Here is a 4,291-nt window from a genome sequence, read left to right as displayed (position 1 = left end):
AGGCGCTCCTGCGAAAAGCAGCCGAGCGAACCGTCGAAGGCCTCTGGCGTACCATCGGAACAATCCTCGACGCCTTCACTCCCGACGAATGCAAAAACTACTTCAGGGCTGCCGGGTATGAGCCGGAATAACGTGAAAATGCTCTAGCGGCTAATGCCGCGGCGGCGGAGTTGCTTTTAGCGGGCGTGGAGATAGGAACCGAAACCGGCCGCAAGCGCCAGCTTGCCGACATTATGCGTGTGATCTCCGAGCGGCTGGTCAACACGCCGGCAGTAGTCCGTAAAAGCTATGTGCATGCGATCGTCATCGAGGCCTATGCCAGCGGTCGGCTGCAACGAACCTATGCGAAGGCGCGCGCCCGGCCGGGCTGCTCCCGTATCGAGCGCACGCTCGGAATGATTGCGGCCTGAACCTCAGGTAGCGCAAACCTCGGTGAGCCCCCGTCGGGTTAGAATGACGTGGCGGCTCAAGGCCAGAGCTCAGGGAGACCCGTGTCTTGATTGTCTTCCTGAGCTTCGGTCGTTTACTCAGGTGGCGCAGCAGCATGGTCGCGGGTCGCGTGCCCCCGGGGTGCCCCCCAAGAGCTTCACCGTTAGACACGTTTGCGCCCGGTCCCGGGGTAGTTGCATCACCGGGCCCGCCAGTTTTCAAGAATTTCTGCCGTTACGGCCGCGGAAATCTGGTGGCTGAAGCGTTCATGAAAGAGTTTCAGTAGGGCATCGTGCCCCGCGTCTGAGGAGCTGCATACCGCGTCGGTGGCTATCACAACATGATAGCCATAATCCACGGCTCCCAACGCCGTCGACAGGACGCAAATTCGGTTTCCGCACCCGAAAGGATGACGACGTCAGCCTGGATTTCCTCGAGGTATCTGACGAGCCGGATCCCAGCGAACCCAGAGTATACGGACTTGTCGAACACCCGCGCCGGGGGGTAAAACGTGCCAACTCCGGCATGAGTTCGAGCAAGTCAGGGTGGATCCGTTGCTGCGTCGTCTCGGGCCAGCGCTTGTTAAGGGCACGCCAGGCGCCCCGCGCATCGTCCTCAGTTCGGGGCGTGATGAACCTTGTGAATATCGTCGCGTCTGGGCAATGCGCAGAAAGAGCAACGCACTGGGGCAAAACCTTCGGCATCCACGGCGTACTCCACGGGCCAGCTGGCGAGAACAACCTCCGCATGTCGACGCAGATATGGACCGCACGCGCGGTCAATGGAGGTAACCTCTCCCCCATAGCATTGACCTCTTACACATGGGCACTTGGCCAGCTGGTAGGGAAACCTACTCGCACCAGACACACTCCAGGCTGGTGACCGAGCAGACCTTTACCTTGCCACCAGGAAGCCCAGTACAAGTCCCGCGGCAGTTGCCCATCCCACCGCGCGCATGGGGCGTGCTCGGATTTCCTCTTCTATTAGTTGTTGAAATTCGCTGGCCGCTTGCCTTCCGATTGCCACCATACGGTCAGTGCCCACACCATCAGCTGACAAAGTGGCAGAGGCTCCGGTCGCATCATGATCGAAATCATCCTTAAGAGCGTCGGCGTGCTCTGACATTTCTTTAAAGCTCGAAAAATGGGTTTGATTTTCCATGGTTCTGACTCCGGCGAAGAGGATTTTCGTTCAACTCGGTCAGTCGAAGACAGTTCCGAGTTGATCAACCGCCGCGATCCCCAACATCTGGCGGTGCCGTGAAGCCCGGCGGAATCCGCTTTGGTCGAAATGGCGTGATGACAGCTCGCTCTCCGACTACGCGACCGTCTCTCTCTCTCTCTCTCTCTCTCTCTTGCGGAGTTTCATCCCTCCGCCCTTTGATCCAATCTGGCCAAATTAGTTCCGGGCGCCAACTTGAGCCTGCCTCGCCAAGCCGTGAAGCCAGATACCCTAATCCGTGGGCTCGCACACACCATGGCGTGCGGCTTTTCGCTTCGCGCTTTCGCGCTCAAAGCTAGGGACTGACTATGGCCCCATACGCGGCGTGGACTTCAGCCCCGCCACCGCTAGCGCGGAAGCAAGTTCAACGCCTCCACCTGGACGCATCGGCGTCAAGATTTCCGGGTAAGTATTGGATTACAGCGGACTGAGACCCTGGACAATCGGCAGGCGTAGACTGGAACAGTGCGGCGGCATCTAGCTGGACATGGGTGAATGTTAAGGTTGTGAGCCCACCGGCACAGGAGCAGTTGTAGGGACCGACTGCGAGAATCTCGGCCACGTTGTTGGGGTCAATGACTTTGAAGATCGGATTGATCTCCATACCGATGCCTCCTATCTATTGTATTGATGTGACGATATCCACAGCAGGCGGCGCAGGCGACTCATGTGCTGGTGTCGGTCTCGAGACTGATATCCAGTATGTCGGATCGAGCGGCGATGTCGCCTGGAATCTATGCACCTCGTGGGCCGGCAGAGGCGGTGATGTCGGCAGCTATTTCCGCACCGTGCGCACCCGCTGAGGTGTGGGAGCCACCGACCAGTTGCCGAGCGATATGCCCCGCTAGGACAGCGACTTCGGAGCGAGGGGACTCCGGCGTAGCAAGTCCTCCGCTGCGCTCGATGCTCCGCTAACGAAATTGCTGGTACGCGCTCGCCGAGAGTGGACCGAAGTCGGATGCTGACGCGCGATGAAATCTGGATTTTGCGATTGTTTCGGCCAGACACCGGCCACGTCGATTTGCGGCCGAGCAAGTCGCGCGACGAACTGATTCGCAAGGGTCTGATCGAATGGACGCCCGCGCCAGCGTGGGAGGGCTTTAGCACCTACGCTCTAACTGAGCGCGGGCGGGCGGTCATGGGCGTGCCTGCCGAGGGCGCCGGATTGATCAGTTGCGAGGATACGAGGGAAGCAACCGAGTTGAAGGGCTCGACCGAACATCAGCTTTCCGACCGAGATCGAAAGGCCAGGATCGACCGACCCAAGTCGGACGTTCGTCACCATGGCCGCCAGCTGCCCAGCAACGACCAAGTGAAGATGCCAATGGCCAGCACGCCGCCGGCCACTGTGAGCCGCGCGGGAAAGTCAGGCGAGTCGTGATTGGGATCGTCCACCGTTACCGCCCGCGAAGGCCAAAGAGGTCGCCCAAGGCGAGGGCTACGTATCGCCTGAGCGCTATGCCAGCCCGTCGTCGTCCTCATCGTGTCGGGCTTCCCACTTTTCGATCGCTTCAATTAGTCCGATCAGCTCGGCCTCTTCCTCTGAGCCCTCTGGGGGAGTGCCGAGTTCGGCAACGCGCTCGATAGCGCGCTCGTGGTCGTCAGGGCAGCGGACGATAGCCTTTTTGACCTCGATCATTGGCTCGATGCCTTCCAGCGCCGGGTGGTTCCGGATTTCGTATTCGACCATAGCTGCGCTGATCGCGAGAAACTCATCTTGATCCGGCCCATCGGCGGGGCTTTCTCCAAGTTCCTTCAATCGCTCGAAGGCAGCCTCGTACTGTTCGGCGGTTTCGATCGTCATCGTGGCCCCTTCGAAATGGGCAACGCCGTGAGCGCCCCAAGGACCTCGTTTTCAGCGTATGGCTTCCGGAAGAACCGCGTCCGATCCGGTAGCTGCTGAGGGTCGACCTCGACGTGCCCGGATACGACAATGAGCGCGATCGGCGGCCATCTCTCGCGAACGACTTCGACGAGTTCTAGTCCGTTCAAAGAGCCRGGCATTTCGACGTCGGTGAACAATACGCGGATGTCGTCACGCTGCTGCAGGATCGCTAGGGCCTCGTCACCTGTCGAAGCTTCGACCGCTACGAAGCCCGCGTCTTCGACGAGAAGGACCGCATACATCCGGATTATCGGTTCATCGTCGACGATGAGAACCGATGGCTTCCCTGTTTCTGCTGACAAGACACCACTCCTACGCCGCCTTCTGTCCCAATGAGCTAAGCAACTGCCGAGAGCTCCGGATCGTTCCGACTGGCGCCGTGACGAGGGCGTCGTGCGCTGATCGCCGAGCTTCGACGTTACCGACGAGCTAGCGCCCCTCCGGCACGGGCTTTGAATGGACTTCGCGGTACGATCGGCGGGATCGCACCGTCTGCTCGAATGTCAGCACGTCCAGGCTCCCGTTCGACCGGGAGCAGGCGGCCCGCGGGCCGCCTGCTCGATAATCCTCGGACCGACCGGCCGACCGCTTGATGGAACGTCAGAAATCCACCGAGGCCGTGTGCAAACGCGCTATTGGGATGCCTGAGGTGTGCGCCGCGTCGTCTGCGGGTGAAGTTGGACGAGAGTCGCGGCGACCCTTTCAGGTCCGCATCGCCAGAATGAGCGGCCCAGCGCCAAGGATGGCGATCACTCT

General features: G+C 60.3%; 6 protein-coding genes and 1 pseudogene. 3 read left to right on the top strand and 4 right to left on the bottom strand.

Going from position 1 to position 4,291, the window contains the following annotated elements:
- Window positions 1-131, top strand: a pseudogene (locus AC1D34_RS36820) (IS630 family transposase); the annotation flags it as partial.
- 54 nt (window positions 132-185) lie between these two features.
- Window positions 186-410 carry a hypothetical protein gene (locus tag AC1D34_RS36815; protein ID WP_476826930.1) on the top strand — a complete coding sequence of 75 codons (225 nt, stop codon included), beginning with the start codon at window positions 186-188 and terminating at the stop codon, window positions 408-410.
- Between the two features lie 218 nt (window positions 411-628).
- Here AC1D34_RS36815 and AC1D34_RS36810 read toward each other — a convergent pair whose 3' ends face one another.
- Both AC1D34_RS36810 and AC1D34_RS36805 read right to left on the bottom strand, forming a co-directional pair.
- Window positions 629-787, bottom strand: coding sequence for a hypothetical protein (locus tag AC1D34_RS36810; RefSeq protein ID WP_441508955.1), 159 nt, complete (start codon window positions 785-787; stop codon window positions 629-631).
- A 536-nt stretch (window positions 788-1,323) separates the two neighbouring features.
- Window positions 1,324-1,590: a hypothetical protein gene (locus AC1D34_RS36805; RefSeq protein ID WP_476826929.1), complete on the bottom strand. Its 267-nt coding sequence runs from the start codon at window positions 1,588-1,590 to the stop codon at window positions 1,324-1,326.
- A gap of 1,018 nt (window positions 1,591-2,608) precedes the next feature.
- Between AC1D34_RS36805 and AC1D34_RS36800 the strand changes: the two genes are divergently transcribed.
- Entirely contained in the window at window positions 2,609-3,031 is a 423-nt protein-coding gene (locus tag AC1D34_RS36800; RefSeq protein ID WP_441508958.1) for a hypothetical protein, read from the top strand.
- A gap of 75 nt (window positions 3,032-3,106) precedes the next feature.
- On the opposite strand, the gene AC1D34_RS36795 is transcribed toward AC1D34_RS36800, so the two are convergent.
- Window positions 3,107-3,454 carry a hypothetical protein gene (locus AC1D34_RS36795; RefSeq protein ID WP_441508959.1) on the bottom strand — a complete coding sequence of 116 codons (348 nt, stop codon included), beginning with the start codon at window positions 3,452-3,454 and terminating at the stop codon, window positions 3,107-3,109.
- Window positions 3,451-3,837, bottom strand: coding sequence for a response regulator transcription factor (locus AC1D34_RS36790; protein WP_441508960.1), 387 nt, complete (start codon window positions 3,835-3,837; stop codon window positions 3,451-3,453). The genes AC1D34_RS36795 and AC1D34_RS36790 overlap by 4 nt, the downstream gene beginning before the upstream one ends.
- Window positions 3,838-4,291: the final 454 nt, after the last annotated feature.

Source organism: Allobosea sp. P1_A7, assembly GCF_056406775.1.
The sequence above is the reverse complement of the archived record's forward strand: the minus strand, read 5'-3'. Positions and strand labels throughout refer to the sequence as shown.

Bases quoted from the DNA above. Each gene is read 5' to 3' on its own strand.
- AC1D34_RS36795 (WP_441508959.1), bottom strand. From the start codon at position 3,454: ATGACGATCGAAACCGCCGAACAGTACGAGGCTGCCTTCGAGCGATTG.
- AC1D34_RS36800 (WP_441508958.1), top strand. From the start codon at position 2,609: ATGCTGACGCGCGATGAAATCTGGATTTTGCGATTGTTTCGGCCAGAC.
- AC1D34_RS36805 (WP_476826929.1), bottom strand. From the start codon at position 1,590: ATGGAAAATCAAACCCATTTTTCGAGCTTTAAAGAAATGTCAGAGCAC.